Here is a 15,077-nt window from a genome sequence, read left to right as displayed (position 1 = left end):
GACGAAGAACCAACAAGTGAACATGAAAAAGACGGGCATACTGTCTTTACAACCATTTGATCAGACAGTAGACTATTGAAACAATCGCATTTTTGAGAAAAAACGAATCAAAGGAAAGCCAAAATGGAAAAAGGGGCGAGGCCATCATGATACGTCAAGTGAAACCGTCAGATTTTTACGCAGTCACATCCGTCATTCAAAGCTGGTGGGGAGGCAGAGATTTGCGTGCAAAATTGCCAAAGCTCTTTTTTGAACATTTCCAGCAAACAAGTTTTGTTGTCGTTGAAAAGGGAGAGCTGATCGGCTTTTTGGTTGGCTTTTTATCGCAATCTCATTCGGATGAAGCCTATATTCACTTTGTTGGCGTCCACCCAGATCACCGTAAATTAAAGATAGGCAAAATCCTCTATCAAGCTTTTTATGAAGCGGCTGAAAAGGAAGGAAGAACAACCATTAAAGCTGTCACAGCTCCTATCAATAAAGTCTCCATTGCTTACCATACAAAACTCGGGTTTCAGATAGAAAAGGGAGATAAAACAGTAGATGGCATCTCAGTCTTTTCAGATTACGATGGCATTCATGAAGACCGTGTGTTATTTGTGAAGAAGCTGGAGGCAATGAAATGATTGTTCATTTAGATCACACAATAAGTGATGTAGCAAAGCAGATCTTACATATTCAACTAGCTGCATACCAACAAGAAGCTGAACAAATTGGCTATGCTGATCTTCCGCCATTAAAAGAGACCATTCAAGATGTCATGAAAGCAAAAGAGCAATTTATTGGTTTTGAGCAACATGATCTCTTATTAGGTGTAGTCTCCTATGAAGAGCTGAAAGATTGTTTGATCATTAGTCGATTGGCTGTGCATCCAAAAGCGCTAAAGCAGGGTATTGGAACAAGACTTATGTCGACAATTATGGAGAAGAATGTCCCGATAGAACTGACCACAGGGCAAGAAAACACCCCTGCAAAAAGGCTATATGAAAAATTGGGGTTTTTTGAAACAAATGTGATTCATGTGGCAAAAGAGCTCACCCTATCAAAAATGAAATGGACACCGCGACGCAAGGTTGAGGTTGTCGAATTCAAAAAAGAATGGCATGAAGAATTCCGTCAAGAAAAGCAGCGACTCAAGCAAATCATTCAAAAGAGCTGGATAGAAGGATACCATATTGGCAGCACGTCAGTTACAGGACTTGTTGCCAAACCAATTATAGATATATTAATAGAAGTAAGCGATATAGAAGAGATTGATAGGAAAAAAGAGAGATTTGAACACCTTGGATACGAAGTGCTCGGTGAAAATGGTATAAAAGGGAGACGTTTTTTTCAAAAGGGTGGCTTGAATCGTACGCATCATGTCCATGTGTATGAAAGAAATCATCCTGATGTGAAAAGACATTTATTGTTTCGAGATTACTTAAGAGTCCACCCAGAACGAGCTGTAGCGTATGCGTCTGTCAAGGAACAATTAGCAAATCAGTATCCGGAAGATATACAAAGCTATATGGCAGGAAAGAATGAAATCATAAAAGAAATAGAAAATGAGGCATATCGCTGGGATAGAGAAGGAAGAGAGGAAGCTCTTAAATAAGCTGCCTCTTCATCTCGTTAATTAGGAAACTGAACATTGCCTTTTACAATATAGGCCTGTGAAGCAGCAGTAGACGGAAGAGCGGGTAATTGATCCTTTACTATGACCCCGCGAATATCTGTGATTCGAACAGGAAGAGATGTAGACCCCATATGAAAGCCAAGGAAATGGTTGTAGTCTGTCTTTTCCATGTTCACCCATTTTCCATCTTTGTAATATTCCATTTTCATAACCGGATATTTATGATTGCGCACTTGAATCGCAGCCCACCACTCACTGCTACCTTCTTTTATTCTGTAAGCTACATTTCCGCTAATCGGTGCTTTTATAATTTTCCAACTAATCGGGATTTTCCCATCTTCCATATTGCCAATTTTGGTAAAGGCATTAGGAGAAAGATCAAGAGCTCCTTTTGCTCCTTCTGGATATTTATCGGTTACATACACAACGGTTTTTCCTTTTGGCCCCGTTACTTCAAGGTAAGCCCCTGCAAGTGCCGCATTTACCCCTTTATAGTTATAGTCATGGGGATTTAAAGCTGTAATTTTCATGTCAGAGGGAATAGGATCTAATAAAGCGGCGCCCCCTGAGTAACCAGATCCCGTATAAGTCGCATAGCTTTCTCGTACTTCATCAAGGATAGATGCCGCTTTCATGTTTGGCATAGTGAAACTCAACATCAATATCAGCGCCCCGATAAAGCAGAGAGATAATCTTTTTTTCACGATCTAAAACCTCCTGTTTCTTCTTTTTAAAATTGATAGCGTCATCAGTATAATTCTAAAAAACAGGATGCAGAAAGAGCCAATAGATAGATATAATCCTAGTGAGAAGAGCGTGTATTTCAAAGAGTATGACTTTCGGATTTAGTCGTGTGTCATGTTTTATGGTGTTTTATGTGTTACAATGTAAGCATCAATTTAAAAAGGATGTTCGCCATGTATATTCACATCACAGAACTGGCTAAAACATATATAGAAAAACAGCAAACAGGAAACGAGACGAAGGAGTTACTGCTTCGCTACGATTCAGAAGGTTGTGGCTGTGCAGTGAGTGGCGTACCAATGCTTTGGTTAACAAGTGAAAGAACAGGTGAATGGGAACCACTTAAAAATAGCCAACATTTAAAACTATATATACACACAGCACAAAAGGTGTTTTTTGACGAGGAAATGACGATTGATTTTAATGAAAAAGCCAATACACTTATGTTGAAAAGTCCTCAACAAATACTCAGCCCGAGAATGGGTATACTTGTAAAGTAAGGTGGAAACGTAGTGGATCAAAAGCTGAAAGTGATACAAAATACGGCACAAAATAAAACGTGGGTGTCGTTTTTAAATAATAATCATCCATATAGCCTTTTGCACTGGTCAATCGGTGGAATGGATTCAGTAAAAAAGGACGTCTGGCTTCTCCAAGATGAAGTCACATTTGAAACGGAAGAATTTCCAACGCTTGAATTAGCAGTCAGTTGGATAAAAGAGAATATGGAACACGTAACAGATGTGTTATAAGCCCTTTGCTGAAGAGGGCTTTTTTTGTGCCATCATCATCTCATCAAACAGAAGAACTGTCTAATTTGAAAAATGAGATTTTTCAACGATAAAAAGTCATTTTTAACAAACATTTCGACAAAATGAGAAAAGTAGAAAGAGAAAAATAGAGACTGTTAATGCCGAAAAATCGGCAATGGAAGCGGTTATTGCGGGATACCGAAAACTTTACGAAAAACGACATTTCATATTTCTTCCATTCGAGGAAATATGATAGAATACAACATGTATCGTACATGAGGAGGGAGGTGCTAAGGTGAATTGAAGCTCAAGCTGTCATCGCCTCAGGTTGGAATCAAAATAAACGAATGGTATAGGCAGATTTGCGGATTTCATGTCATGAAAGCAGAGAAGCTAAAGGCCGAGATCGAGCAGGAAATCCTTGAGATGGAGCAAGATCAGAACTTGCTGCTTTTTTACCAGCTAATGGATTTTCGACATAAGGTCATGCTTGAATATTTTGAACCGGCAAAAAAAGCCTCAAATGATGAGGAGATTAAGAAGCTTCTAGAAACAATTGAACATTCGCAGACCAAATTAACAGATATGCTTGAATACTATGTTCATTTTTTTACAGGAATGTTTGAATTTGAACAGAGAAACTATTTGAGTGCCATTGCTTATTACCGTTCCGCAGAAAAAAAGCTCAATCTCATATCAGATGATATAGAAAGAGCAGAATTTTATTTTAAATTAGCAGAAATATACTACCACATGAAACAAACCCACTTTTCGATGCACTATGCTTTGCAAGCGTTAGATACGTACTCTGCCTACAGAACGTACACGCTGAGAATCATCCACTGTGAATTTGTCATCGGTGCAAACTATGATGATTTGAAATGCTATGAACATGCATTGCCCTACTTTAAAAATGCTCTAAAGCGAGCACGCTCAATTGGAAACCCTCGAGTCATAGGTTCGGCCCTTTTCAACTTAGGTAACTGCTATTACCAAATGAACGATCTTGCTACAGCAAGTCGCTATCTCAAAGACTCTCTTGAAGTGTTTGAAAAGGAGAATTTAACCCATCTAAATCGCTCTCTAGACCCACTATTTATGCTGACCCAAATCCTGTTTAAACAAAAACAAATAGAAGAGTCGTTAACCCTCTATCAACAAGGTATTATGAAAGCCTGTGAATTAGAAGATGAAATTTACATCTGCAAGTTTCAGTTTTTAAAAGCATTATACGTTGATGCAGAAATAAAAATCATAGACGATACATTAGATTTGTTGGAGGACAAGCGCTTATACCCAGATATTGAGGAACTGGCACTTGATGCGGCTCATTATTATAATGAGCTTGGATTATTTGAAGTTTCTACCCGGTATTACGAAAGGAAAATTCAAGCCATATCAAAAATTCAAAATGGAGGTCATTTATATGAAAATGAGTTTGATAGTTCTTTTATTGGCAGCAACTGCAGGGTTATCGGTCATGAGTCAGCAGCAATCGGAAGAGAGCCATATGGAGCTGGCGGGCAGACACCATACAACAGTGGTGACTATCGTATAAGTTAGCAAAAAGAGGAGACGAACGGCTGTTCATTCTCCTCTTTCATTTTGATTGAATTGAAATGCTTCCAGAAATGCTTCGATCTCTTGTTCATAGACTTCCTTATTGTCACTATAAGACATCGCATGCGCACCATGTGGCGCAATAAATAGCCGTTTATCACCCTTTTTGCGTGCGTATAACTGCTCGCTTTGCTCACAAGGGATATAGTCATCATGGAGGCTATGAATAAAAAGGATAGGTTCTTTCACCTGGTCGATTACATCAAGTGGAGAAACTTGTCGAATGCTGTATCCGTCCCGCCATTTCAACACTTGATCACTTAGTGGAAGAATCCACTGTCCTGAAAGACGAAAATCTGTTTTTAATCGATACAGAAGCTGATCCTCAAAAGAAGCAAAAGGACAATCAGCGATGTAAAAATTGGCGTTTGCATCCGGTTTTGCAGCATATAATAAAGTTGTGACTGCGCCCATCGATTCTCCGTGTATCCCAATGATTGCTTTTTCCCCAAGCTTTTTTCTCAGCCACTTGACGACTTGAGCCAAATCTTCTTTTTCATAATATCCATAGCTCGTTGTTTTTCCGCCGCTCATCCCATGTCTTCTATGATCATAAAGCAGCACATTCCATCCAAGCTTTTGGAATAATTTCATATACTTCACGGAATTGATCAAACTGACGGTAACCCCGTGACAAAGAACGATGGTGCGTGTTGTATGAGGGAGCGGTACAAAATAGCCATGAAGATCGTAACCAAATGCTGAAGGAATACAAACTTTCTCTTTTTGCAGCTGTTGAAACTCCTCGTGATGATAGTGCCCTTCATCTGATTCTCGTTTGATGAGCTCTTCATCCGTTAATTTTCGTATATACATCATTTTATTGGTAAAAAAAATGCCGATTGCAGCGAGTGGAAATAATATCAAGGCGAGTATAGCGAGCCATTTCTTCTTCAAGCTGATTCTTCCTTTCCGAAGGGTTTCTATGAAGATCATACCACATGTTGGGAGTTTGGCGTGACTCTTGCTGAGCAAATAAAACGGATGATACACTAAAGCAAAAGGAGAGAGGCAAAGTGAAAAAGACCAATCAAGATCAAGCAAAGCTAAAGGACGGCATAAAGGATGATGTGAAACAGCAGCTCCTTCAAATGAAGCAGAACCTGGCCGCTGAGACAGAAAAAAGAGAAGAACAAAAACGACAAGACCTCCTTCGGCAACAGAAAGAAAAAGAAAAAAATAAAAGCTTCTCAGAGCTGCTAGATGAAAGTCATTTAGACTGGAGAAAGTATAAAAGTTAAAAAAGGGAGCTACGATGCTCCCTTTTTTATGTTATATTATTGAGATGAATACATACTACATGAGCCTGAGAGAAAACACGTCTAACTCCCTCGTATCACTTCATTTCAGAATCGCACCATCAATAGGGTTGTACATTAAAACAAAACATAAGTGGCAAGCTGTTCTTCCATTTGTCTTCTATTGATTCAAACGATGCGTCTCATACACAGACTGTTTTGTGAAATATGACAAAGCTTTTACTTCTTGGTCGCTTAATGAACGTGCATTTGCCGCTGCCACATTTTCTTTTAACTGTTTCACCGAGCTTGCGCCAAAAACAACAGAGCTGACTGCAGAATGCTTGAGCAAGTATTGAATGGACAGCTCTGTCAGTGATAGGTCATAAGCGACTTTCTTTAACGAAGGGATGATTTGCTGGAGCTCTTCAAATGAATAGTCAAGATACCCGTTCTTTTGAATCGCCGCACTTGCTTGCGAAAGGGGTTTTTCTGTTAATAATCCTTTTGCTAAAGGACCTCTTGCCACGACACTAATGCTTTGTTCTTCAAGAAGAGAAAACCATTCTTCTGGGCGGCGGTCGAGTAAACTATATTGCATCATCACACTCACGATGTTTGATTTTTTGGCGTATTCTTTAATGACATTTGGACGGATCGACGATATGCCGTAATAGCGAATGACACCTTCTTCAACCAATTCTTCAAATGCCTCGATTGTTTCGTCAATTGGATCGTCAATTGTGCCGCCATGCAATTGATATAAATCAATATAATCTGTTTGAAGTCGTTTCAGGCTTTGTTTCACTGCCTCTTTTATATATGCTTTTGAAGGATCCCATTCCCAGCCAGGTTTGCCATTTTCAAAGCGGTTGCCACCTTTTGTGGCCAAAATCAGATCTTGGCGTCTGTTCTTAATGGCTTCCCCGACGATTTCCTCATTTGTTCCAAAATCATATAAATCAGCTGTATCCAAATAGTTAATCCCAAGATCAATGGCTTCATCTAATAAAGAGAGCGCTTTTTCTTTTTCAGTCCCAAGGGACATACATCCTAGTGCCGCCTCACTAACCAAGAGATCAGAGGTGCCAATTCGTCTTTTTTTCAATTCAATCACACTCCTATCCTTTCACATTAAGTGAAACAATTCTGGAATTCAAGCTAGGTGATTTCAAAAGGCGCATTGAAGCAGGCATCCGCATTTTGGCTTCTCCTAAAACATCTATGTTAAAATGAATGAAGTAAAAAGTGAAAGTAGAACGAGGAGCTGACAAAATTGAAGGACTTTGAAGAAAAAACATTATCGTCAAAAACATTATATAACGGAAAAATCATTGACTTGGTTCTTGAAGATGTAGAATTGCCGAACGGAAAACCAGGCAAACGCGAAATCATTAAACATCCAGGTGCAGTAGCAGTCATTGCACGTACAGACGAAAATAAAATCATTTTGGTCAAGCAATACCGTAAAGCACTGGAGAGAGCCATCGTTGAGATTCCGGCTGGAAAATTAGAAAAAGGAGAAGAGCCGGCACATACAGCACTGAGAGAATTAGAAGAAGAAACAGGTTATACAACTCAGGCGCTCCAAAAGCTGACCGCCTTTTATACATCACCAGGGTTTGCGGATGAAATTGTTCACATCTACCTTGCTGATCAGCTCGTCCCGCTTGAAGAAAAACGAGAGCTGGATGAGGATGAATTTGTCGAAGTGATGGAAGTCTCACTAGAAGAAGCGCTGCACCTCATCGAAAAACAGCATATTTATGATGCAAAAACAGCCTATGCCATTCAATACTTACAATTGCAAGAGGTACTTAAGTCTACAAAATGAGAGAATTCTTTGCAGATATCCATATTCATATTGGTCGAACAAGAACAGGCAGGGCTGTCAAAATTACAGGTGCAAGGTCACTGACCATTGACCAAATTCTCATTGAAGCGTCTCAAAGTAAAGGGATGGGGATGATTGGTGTCATTGATGCACAATCTCCCGAAGTACTAGAAGAATTGATAGAAGGTGTAGAGGAAGGCACGTACACTGAACTAAGCGATGGCGGTTTATCATTTGGAAAGACCGTTTTGCTTTTAGGCAGTGAGCTAGAAATCAATGATGACCAATCAAAAGGTCCGATTCATGTGCTTGCCTTTATGCCCACGCTTCGTAAAATGTCTGAGTTTTCCGCATGGCTTTCTCTTCATATGAAAAATGTGCATTTGAGTTCACAGCGGTTATATGTGGATGGGAGAACGCTTCAGCATAAGGTGAAGGAACTAGGGGGATTATTTATTCCTGCCCATATTTTTACGCCGCATAAAAGTTTATACGGCAAAGGGGTCAATACGTCTTTAACCGAAGTATTCGATCCAGAACTCATTGATGCTGTTGAGCTTGGCCTTAGCTGTGATACGTCTATGGCCTCCCAACTAAGTGAGCTAAACCGTTATCCTTTTTTAACAAATTCAGATGCCCATTCTTTAGGGAAAATTGCGCGGGAATATACGAAGATCCGAATGGATCATGCCTCCTTTGCTGAATTTGAGCTAGCGCTTCAAGGAAAAGATGGCAGAAACATCACTGGAAATTATGGGCTCGCTCCGCGGCTCGGAAAGTATTATCATACGACCTGTGAGAAATGCGGGGTAAGACCTGACAGTCAGGATCAAGAAAAGTGCCAAGCATGCGGCCATACCCGAATGACAAAAGGGGTGAGTGAGCGGTTAAAGGAGCTTGCTGACCAAGAAAGTGACAAAGGAATAAGGCCTCCTTATGTTCACCAGCTTCCCCTTCATTTTATTCCTGGTGTTGGAGCCAAAACGTTAGAAAAGTTAAAAGCTGTCTTTCATACAGAGATGAATATTCTTCATCAAGCAACAGAACAAGAATTAAAAGCGGTCCTGCCTGAGAAAACAGCCGATTACATCATCAAAGCAAGAAGAGGTGAAGTTGGACTGATCGCTGGCGGAGGCGGGGTCTACGGTAAGGTGGATATCAATCATGAATCAACTTAAATGGACATGTCACACATTTGAACAACTGTCTAAAGAGGACCTTTACTTGATTTTAATGGAAAGGGTAAATGTGTTTGTTGTAGAACAAACATGTCCTTATCCTGAAATTGATCATCGTGATCAAGAGGCGCTGCATGTCATCGCCAAAGAGAACGGCACGATTGTCGCTTATTGCCGCATTTTCCAAAGCGGGATCATGTACAAAGAGGCATCCATTGGCCGTGTCCTTGTGACGAAGACCGGCCGGAAAAAAGGTTACGGGAAGATCCTGCTCGATCAGGCGATAAAAAAGCTCAGTGAATTAGGCGAAACAAAGATTAAAATCCAAGCACAGGCTTATTTGAAATCGTTCTACGAATCGTTTGGCTTCGTAGCTGTCTCAGATTGTTATGATGAGGATGGAATTCCGCATCTTGATATGGTGAGAAAAGAAAGATAGGCGTGTATACGTCTATCTCAGCGTGTAGACAAACCCTCGCATTCTTTGTCAGTCCTGCGCTCCGGTGCTCACGAATGTCAAATTCGCTCCGTGAAAGTAGCTGTCCTTCCTAGACTGCAAAGGTTTTCTATCACGCTGAAAAGAAGACAAAAGGCTAAAATCAAGTACATTTTAGCCTTTTGTCAACAATTTGAGATAGACGTGTATACGTCTATCTTTTTTAGGTGCTTTCATGTATCATAACGACAACGAAAGGGGTTTTGCGAAATGGGAAAAAGCAAAGCAAAGAAAAAGAGAGAACACCTTCAAAGACAGCACAGCCGAAATCCAGAACAATCGAGAGGAAATATGCCGCATTTTAGTACACACGAAAGAAAGACAAAAACAAAACAAGAAGCCTTGCAGCATATGATGAAAAAACATAAAGGTAGGAATGCTTATGATCGCTATGAACAGGATCATAAGCATTTTTATTTTGCTTTTTTGTGACAAGTAGATCAAATAATTGGAAAAATTTTAAAAAATAGGACAAACGGTCGTTTCTTTTTGTCTAAAAATGTAGTTAAATGACAAAAAGAAATGAAAGGGAGAGTGGGTATCGTGAAGGTCAAATCATTTGGAGCAGGGCTTTGTATGGCAAGTATGCTACTGGCATCGATGACATTCGGCGCATCAGATGTATCTGCAAAGGATCAAGCAAAAAAAGAGTATATGATCGGTTTTTCTTCTTCCGTTCAAGACAAAACACAAAAACAGCTTGTTGAAAAAGCCGGCGGTCATGTGAAAGAATCAATAGAGAAAATAGATATGATGAAAGTTTCGTTGAACGAAGCATCAAAAGAAAAACTACATCAAGCAAAAGAAGTTACTTTTATTGAGGAAGACCAAAAAGCAAAAACAAGCGGTCAAAGCATTCCTTATGGCATCAAAAGCATCAAAGCACAAAAGGTACATAAACGAGGATATGCCGGACAGAATGTCAAAGTAGCTGTTCTTGACAGTGGAATCGACGGCAAGCATGAAGATTTACATGTAACTGGTGGTGTCAGCTTTGTTCCAACAGAGTCCGATCCGCTCGTTGACCCGCATGAACACGGAACTCACGTTGCAGGCACGATCGCAGCATTAGATAATAAAGTAGGCGTCGTTGGTGTGGCACCAAAAGCTTCGATCTATGCGGTGAAAGTGGCAGATGAAAATGGTGACGGCTACTATAGCTGGATCATTAAAGGCATTGAATGGGCGATTGAGAATGAGATGGATGTTATCAATATTAGTATGGGGGGAGCAAGTGAATCGGAGGCGCTGAAAGAAGCGGTAGATCGAGCTTATGACAACGGGATTCTCATTGTCGCATCTGCAGGAAATGCTGGGAGCTACGGGTCACTTAATACGATAGATTACCCGGCCAAATACAGCTCTGTCATGGCAGTCGCATCTGTGGATCAACGAAAGCAAAGAGCCTTTGATTCCTCTGTTGGGGAAGAAGTGGAAGTATCAGCACCAGGTGTTTCAACATTAAGTACCATTCCTCATAACGAATATGGATATAAGAGTGGAACGTCTATGGCATCACCTCATGTAGCTGGTGCTGCGGCAGTCATTCTATCAAAACATCCGAATCTGACAAATGATGAATTGCGTGAAAGGCTGACAAAAACGGCAACAAAACTTGGCGAACCTTTTTATTATGGCGCTGGGCTTGTGAACGTACAAAAAGCTGCACGATAAAGGAAACGAGAGAGCGGTGTACAGCTGCTTTCTCGTTTTTCTTTTTATAAAACTGTCATGTTTCGTCTGCTCTCTCATAGAATCTAGTAACCTTTACTATTTGGGAGGAAGGCGCATGCGGAAAAAGTCTTGGAAAGAACATCTTCTTCAGCACGTGAAAGATCATGTATCGATTTATTTGTTTGTTTCTGTACTATTTTTAATGGGCGTCATTTTTGGAGCCATTATCGTCAATAGTATGACAATGAGTCAGAAAGAGGATTTATTCTACTATTTAAATCAATTTTTTGGTCAACTGACGAATGAGAAAGCAGCAGAATCAAAAGAAATGTTTTTGCAAAGCTTTTTACATCATATGAAATATTTGGGCCTCATGTGGATACTCGGAATTTCCATCATTGGCCTGCCGCTTATTTTTCTTATGATTTTTTTAAAAGGGATTGTAGTTGGGTTTACTGTCGGTTTTTTGGTCAATCAAATGGGGCTTAGCGGTTTTTTTCTATCTTTTGTCTCGGTGCTTCCTCAAAATATCTTGCTCATTCCAGCGTATTTAGTGATCGGAACTTGTGCGATTGCGTTCTCCATTCGTTTAATTGGTCAGCTTTTTATGAAAAAAACCATCAGTCAAGCGCCAATCCATTGGTTTGGCCGGTATGCTTCTGTTCTACTGATGATTTTAACCCTCGCTGCTCTTTCGTCCTTTTTTGAATCATACTTATCATTCATGCTGATGAAAAAGCTGGCAGGTGTTCTGTTTTGATGATTTTATAATCGTTATTAAATAATAATCAATTTATTTATCAATTTAAAATGATTATAGTTGGCTCTCTGCACATCATTTGATATAATGATCAAGTAATGTGGCGTAGGAGGGAAAGTCAATGGAAAATCGGATTGATCGAATTAAGAAACAGCTTCATTCTTCCAGCTATAAGCTCACGCCACAGCGTGAAGCAACAGTAAGAGTACTGCTTGAGAATGAAGAAGACCATTTAAGTGCAGAAGATGTATACCTCCTCGTAAAAGAGAAGTCTCCTGAAATTGGTCTTGCTACTGTTTATCGGACGTTAGAATTGCTTACTGAACTGAAAGTTGTTGATAAAATTAACTTTGGAGACGGCGTTTCGCGATATGATCTTCGCAAAGAAGGAGCCGCTCACTTCCATCACCATCTTGTCTGCATGGAATGCGGGACAGTCGATGAGATAGAAGATGATTTATTAGAAGATGTTGAAGAGATTATTGAACGCGACTGGAAATTTAAAATTAAGGATCATAGATTGACATTCCATGGTATTTGCCACCGGTGTCATGATGATGAATCCGGCAAATAATCCGAATTGGAACCTTTTCATTCAAAATGAAAAGGTTTTTTGCATGTTCGCTGTATATTCCTTGTCCCACCTGGCATATGCTGAAGTAATGAGAACACGAGAAAGGACATGAAGAACATGCGAAAATGGCTCAAAACAACAGGGGAAGTAATGAAAGTATTTATCTTGTTCACTGGTTTTACCGTCCTGTTCTATTATGCTATGATATGGATAAATTCAGAATATGAAAGCTATCATCGTTATGATAAACCAGAAGGTGCAGCGATAAAAGTGATGGAAATGGATCAGCCGAAACAAGACAGCTGGCAGGATCGATTGATTTATTTTTATCAAAACGGGGAGTAGAAACCATTGAAGGATCAATTATCCGACTTTATTCATTTTATGACAGTAGAGAGAGGACTCTCTGAAAATACCATTGTCTCTTATAAAAGAGATTTACAGAGCTATTTGTCTTTTTTAATGACGCATGAACAATTGACAGATGTAAAAGACGTCACACGCCTTCATATTATTCATTATTTAAAACAGTTAAAAGACGAGGGGAAATCGAGTAAAACGTCCGTCCGTCATCTATCATCGATACGCTCCTTTCATCAATTTTTGCTCCGTGAAAAAGTGACAACAGATGACCCGTCATGGAACATTGAATCACAAAAAACAGAGCGGAAATTACCGAAAGTTCTATCATTAGATGAGGTAGAAAAGCTGCTCGATACACCTAAGCAGCAAACACCATTTGACTACCGTGACAAAGCCATGCTCGAACTTTTATATGCAACAGGTATTCGCGTAAGTGAAATGCTTGATCTGACTCTTGCAGATGTGCATCTGACCATGGGGTTTATCCGCTGTTTTGGAAAAGGAAGAAAAGAGCGAATCGTGCCTATTGGTGAAGCTGCTGCAAGTGCGATTGAAGTGTATATAGAAAAAGGCAGAAACAAGCTGCTCAAAAAACAGCCGGCCGATGCTTTATTTCTGAATCATCACGGAAAAAAAATGTCGCGGCAGGGCTTTTGGAAGAACTTAAAGAAACGAGCCATAGAAGCAGGTATTCAAAAAGAACTGACGCCTCATACGCTCAGACATTCATTTGCGACACATTTGCTTGAAAACGGTGCGGATCTTAGAGCCGTACAGGAAATGCTCGGACATGCCGATATTTCTACTACACAAATTTACACACATGTCACAAAAACAAGATTAAAAGACGTGTATCACAAATTCCATCCAAGGGCATAAGTAAAGCATGGCACGGTGAACGTGTATCATGCTTTTTTATGTTTGGACCGTTTATGGTTGTCAATTGACTTGAAAACGGTTTATACTTGAGATGTCTGACCTCTCCAGTTGTGAAAGGTGAAAGGACAAGAATATTGAAGGAGGCGCTTTTTTATGCCTGATTATCAGTATAAACGTATTTTCCTCATTGTGATGGATTCAGTAGGAATCGGGGAAGCACCTGATGCTGCTGATTTTAATGATGTAGGTGCAGATACACTTGGACATATTGCTGAAAAAATGAACGGGCTTCATATGCCGAATATGGCGAAGCTTGGGCTAAGTCATATTAAAGAAATTAAAGGAATTCCAGCGGACGAAAAACCGCTTGCGTATTATGGGAAAATGCAAGAAGCATCCAACGGGAAAGACACAATGACAGGGCATTGGGAAATCATGGGTCTTTACATCGACACACCATTTAAAGTCTTTCCAGACGGCTTTCCAGATGAACTGTTAAATGAATTAAAAGAAAAAACAGGGCGCGGCATCATTGGAAATAAACCAGCGTCTGGTACAGAAATTCTTGATGAGCTTGGCGAAGAGCATATGAAAACAGGCGATTTAATCGTTTATACTTCAGCAGATTCTGTGCTGCAAATTGCTGCACACGAAGAAGTTGTGCCATTAGACGAACTTTACCGCATTTGCGAAATCGCACGTGAACTGACTTTAGATGAAAAATATATGGTAGGGCGCATCATCGCTCGTCCATTTGTCGGGGAGCCGGGGGCATTTGTTAGAACACCAAATCGTCATGACTATGCATTAAAACCATTCGACCGTACCGTCATGAATGAATTGAAAGATGATGGACTAGATGTCATTGCGATCGGAAAAATCTCTGATATTTATGATGGAGAAGGAATCACCTCTTCACTCAGAACGAAATCCAACATGGATGGAATGGACAAGCTAGTTGAGACGCTGAAATCAGACTTTACTGGGCTGAGCTTCTTAAATCTGGTCGATTTTGACGCGCTTTATGGACATAGAAGAGATCCAGAAGGCTACGGTAAGGCACTAGAGGAATTTGACGCACGTCTACCTGAAGTGTTTGATCTATTAAAAGAGGATGATCTGCTTGTGATCACAGCAGATCACGGAAATGACCCGGTTCATCACGGAACAGATCATACAAGAGAATACGTTCCGCTTATTGCTTACAGCAAAAAGCATCAAGAAGCGAATGAGCTACCAACAGCGAAAACATTTGCTGATCTTGGGGCAACGGTAGCAGATAATTTTAAATCAACGCTGCCAAAATACGGAACAAGCTTTTTATCTAAACTCAAATAGGGGGAAATC

At 40.1% G+C, this 15,077-nt stretch carries 19 protein-coding genes; 16 read left to right on the top strand and 3 right to left on the bottom strand.

The genetic code is table 11. The features are described 5' to 3' along the window. Positions 1-146: 146 nt before the first annotated feature. A complete protein-coding gene (locus tag NSQ11_RS11025; RefSeq protein WP_007501073.1) occupies positions 147-626 on the top strand; it encodes a GNAT family N-acetyltransferase in 480 nt (159 codons plus the stop codon). Continuing rightward, a complete protein-coding gene (locus tag NSQ11_RS11020) occupies positions 623-1,597 on the top strand; it encodes a GNAT family N-acetyltransferase (RefSeq protein WP_035390739.1) in 975 nt (324 codons plus the stop codon). Before NSQ11_RS11025 ends, NSQ11_RS11020 begins: the two co-directional genes overlap by 4 nt. Before the next feature lie 17 nt (positions 1,598-1,614). On the opposite strand, the gene NSQ11_RS11015 is transcribed toward NSQ11_RS11020, so the two are convergent. Further along, positions 1,615-2,322 carry an expansin EXLX1 family cellulose-binding protein gene (locus NSQ11_RS11015; RefSeq protein ID WP_035390737.1) on the bottom strand — a complete coding sequence of 236 codons (708 nt, stop codon included), beginning with the start codon at positions 2,320-2,322 and terminating at the stop codon, positions 1,615-1,617. A 213-nt stretch (positions 2,323-2,535) separates the two neighbouring features. On the opposite strand from NSQ11_RS11015, the gene NSQ11_RS11010 reads away from it, so the two are divergent. The 3 genes from NSQ11_RS11010 (at position 2,536) to NSQ11_RS11000 (ending at position 4,677) form a co-directional block, all read left to right on the top strand. Continuing rightward, complete coding sequence (locus tag NSQ11_RS11010) at positions 2,536-2,862, top strand: iron-sulfur cluster biosynthesis family protein (RefSeq protein ID WP_024718944.1); 327 nt, start codon at positions 2,536-2,538, stop codon at positions 2,860-2,862. Positions 2,863-2,874: 12 nt separating this feature from the next. Beyond that, entirely contained in the window at positions 2,875-3,114 is a 240-nt protein-coding gene (locus NSQ11_RS11005) for a YqkC family protein (protein WP_008343836.1), read from the top strand. A gap of 300 nt (positions 3,115-3,414) precedes the next feature. Beyond that, positions 3,415-4,677: a tetratricopeptide repeat protein gene (locus tag NSQ11_RS11000; protein ID WP_024718943.1), complete on the top strand. Its 1,263-nt coding sequence runs from the start codon at positions 3,415-3,417 to the stop codon at positions 4,675-4,677. 24 nt (positions 4,678-4,701) lie between these two features. Here the strand turns inward: NSQ11_RS11000 and NSQ11_RS10995 are convergent, their stop codons facing one another. Next, entirely contained in the window at positions 4,702-5,631 is a 930-nt protein-coding gene (locus tag NSQ11_RS10995; RefSeq protein WP_080987801.1) for an alpha/beta fold hydrolase, read from the bottom strand. 119 nt (positions 5,632-5,750) lie between these two features. Between NSQ11_RS10995 and NSQ11_RS10990 the strand changes: the two genes are divergently transcribed. Next, a complete protein-coding gene (locus NSQ11_RS10990; protein ID WP_008343840.1) occupies positions 5,751-5,975 on the top strand; it encodes a YqkE family protein in 225 nt (74 codons plus the stop codon). Positions 5,976-6,153: 178 nt separating this feature from the next. Here the strand turns inward: NSQ11_RS10990 and NSQ11_RS10985 are convergent, their stop codons facing one another. Next, on the bottom strand, positions 6,154-7,080 hold the full coding sequence (locus tag NSQ11_RS10985) for an aldo/keto reductase (RefSeq protein ID WP_035702855.1): 927 nt from the start codon (positions 7,078-7,080) through the stop codon (positions 6,154-6,156). 168 nt (positions 7,081-7,248) lie between these two features. Between NSQ11_RS10985 and NSQ11_RS10980 the strand changes: the two genes are divergently transcribed. The 10 genes from NSQ11_RS10980 to deoB all read left to right on the top strand — a co-directional run bounded on the left by NSQ11_RS10980 (position 7,249) and on the right by deoB (position 15,068). Further along, positions 7,249-7,806, top strand: coding sequence for an NUDIX hydrolase (locus NSQ11_RS10980; protein ID WP_024718940.1), 558 nt, complete (start codon positions 7,249-7,251; stop codon positions 7,804-7,806). Beyond that, positions 7,803-8,984 (top strand): TIGR00375 family protein, encoded by a 1,182-nt coding sequence (locus tag NSQ11_RS10975; protein WP_019743102.1) that lies wholly within the window; start codon positions 7,803-7,805, stop codon positions 8,982-8,984. The genes NSQ11_RS10980 and NSQ11_RS10975 overlap by 4 nt, the downstream gene beginning before the upstream one ends. Continuing rightward, on the top strand, positions 8,971-9,423 hold the full coding sequence (locus NSQ11_RS10970; RefSeq protein ID WP_113767095.1) for a GNAT family N-acetyltransferase: 453 nt from the start codon (positions 8,971-8,973) through the stop codon (positions 9,421-9,423). Before NSQ11_RS10975 ends, NSQ11_RS10970 begins: the two co-directional genes overlap by 14 nt. A gap of 267 nt (positions 9,424-9,690) precedes the next feature. Further along, complete coding sequence (locus NSQ11_RS10965; RefSeq protein ID WP_008344413.1) at positions 9,691-9,912, top strand: hypothetical protein; 222 nt, start codon at positions 9,691-9,693, stop codon at positions 9,910-9,912. A gap of 111 nt (positions 9,913-10,023) precedes the next feature. Then, entirely contained in the window at positions 10,024-11,154 is a 1,131-nt protein-coding gene (locus NSQ11_RS10960; RefSeq protein WP_326849286.1) for a S8 family peptidase, read from the top strand. A 115-nt stretch (positions 11,155-11,269) separates the two neighbouring features. Next, positions 11,270-11,914, top strand: coding sequence for a stage II sporulation protein M (gene spoIIM / locus NSQ11_RS10955; RefSeq protein ID WP_008344417.1), 645 nt, complete (start codon positions 11,270-11,272; stop codon positions 11,912-11,914). A gap of 121 nt (positions 11,915-12,035) precedes the next feature. After that, positions 12,036-12,488, top strand: a complete 453-nt coding sequence (gene fur / locus NSQ11_RS10950; protein WP_003215577.1) for a ferric iron uptake transcriptional regulator — start codon at positions 12,036-12,038, stop codon at positions 12,486-12,488. Positions 12,489-12,605: 117 nt separating this feature from the next. Continuing rightward, the gene (locus tag NSQ11_RS10945; RefSeq protein ID WP_008344420.1) at positions 12,606-12,833 is read left to right on the top strand and encodes a YqzK family protein; all 228 of its coding nucleotides are present in this window, start codon (positions 12,606-12,608) and stop codon (positions 12,831-12,833) included. Between the two features lie 6 nt (positions 12,834-12,839). Next, positions 12,840-13,730, top strand: a complete 891-nt coding sequence (xerD, locus tag NSQ11_RS10940) for a site-specific tyrosine recombinase XerD (protein WP_035702861.1) — start codon at positions 12,840-12,842, stop codon at positions 13,728-13,730. Positions 13,731-13,883: 153 nt separating this feature from the next. Continuing rightward, on the top strand, positions 13,884-15,068 hold the full coding sequence (gene deoB / locus NSQ11_RS10935) for a phosphopentomutase (RefSeq protein ID WP_017367531.1): 1,185 nt from the start codon (positions 13,884-13,886) through the stop codon (positions 15,066-15,068). The last annotated feature ends 9 nt before the right edge of the window (positions 15,069-15,077 follow it).

The sequence above is a fragment of the Bacillus sp. FSL W7-1582 genome, from assembly GCF_038593325.1.
Taxonomy (GTDB): domain Bacteria; phylum Bacillota; class Bacilli; order Bacillales; family Bacillaceae; genus Bacillus; species Bacillus altitudinis.
This window is presented reverse-complemented; position numbering and strand designations above follow the sequence as displayed.